Raw genomic sequence first — 547 nt, 5'->3', positions numbered from 1 at the left:
CCAAGCCATAAAGTGTTGATAGGTAACGAGCCCCAAAAATCTGGCGGACTAATCCAGATGTGAGAGGCACGGTGCCTAACCAACAGAAGCCGATTGCACCACCAAAGATGACTGCGGTGTGCTCGGTGACAGGTAGAGTCACAAAAGCCCCAATTACCACCGTGCGGATTAAATACAGCGCAGACATAACATGGCGTTTATTGAAGCGGTCCGCCATAACACCCCAGAAGTACGAACCAAAAATGTTGAAGATGCCAACATACGCCAGTGCCATTGCGGCGGTTGAGGCTGGTAAATCTTTATCTGCCAGATAACTTGGTAAGTGAGTTGCAATGAACATCACGTGAAAGCCGCACACAAAGAAACCTGCATGAATCAGCCAATAACCTCTGTGAGAGAAAGCTTCTTTTAATGCTTCTTTTAGGGTTTGTGTGTCTTCCTGAACATTTGCAGGGTTACTTGCTTGTGGCTTCGCAGTTCTCATGAACAATGCAAATATCACCATAAAGCTACACAGTACAGCGAATGCTTGAAGTGCGCCTTGCCA

At 46.8% G+C, this 547-nt stretch carries 1 protein-coding gene; it reads right to left on the bottom strand.

The window, feature by feature from the left end; all coding sequences use genetic code 11:
* Positions 1-547 (bottom strand): MFS transporter (locus tag R7044_RS27410; RefSeq protein WP_225456251.1); only part of this gene is annotated, 547 nt, incomplete at both ends.

This window comes from Vibrio sp. 1402 (assembly GCF_033340275.1).
The sequence above is the reverse complement of the archived record's forward strand: the minus strand, read 5'-3'. Positions and strand labels throughout refer to the sequence as shown.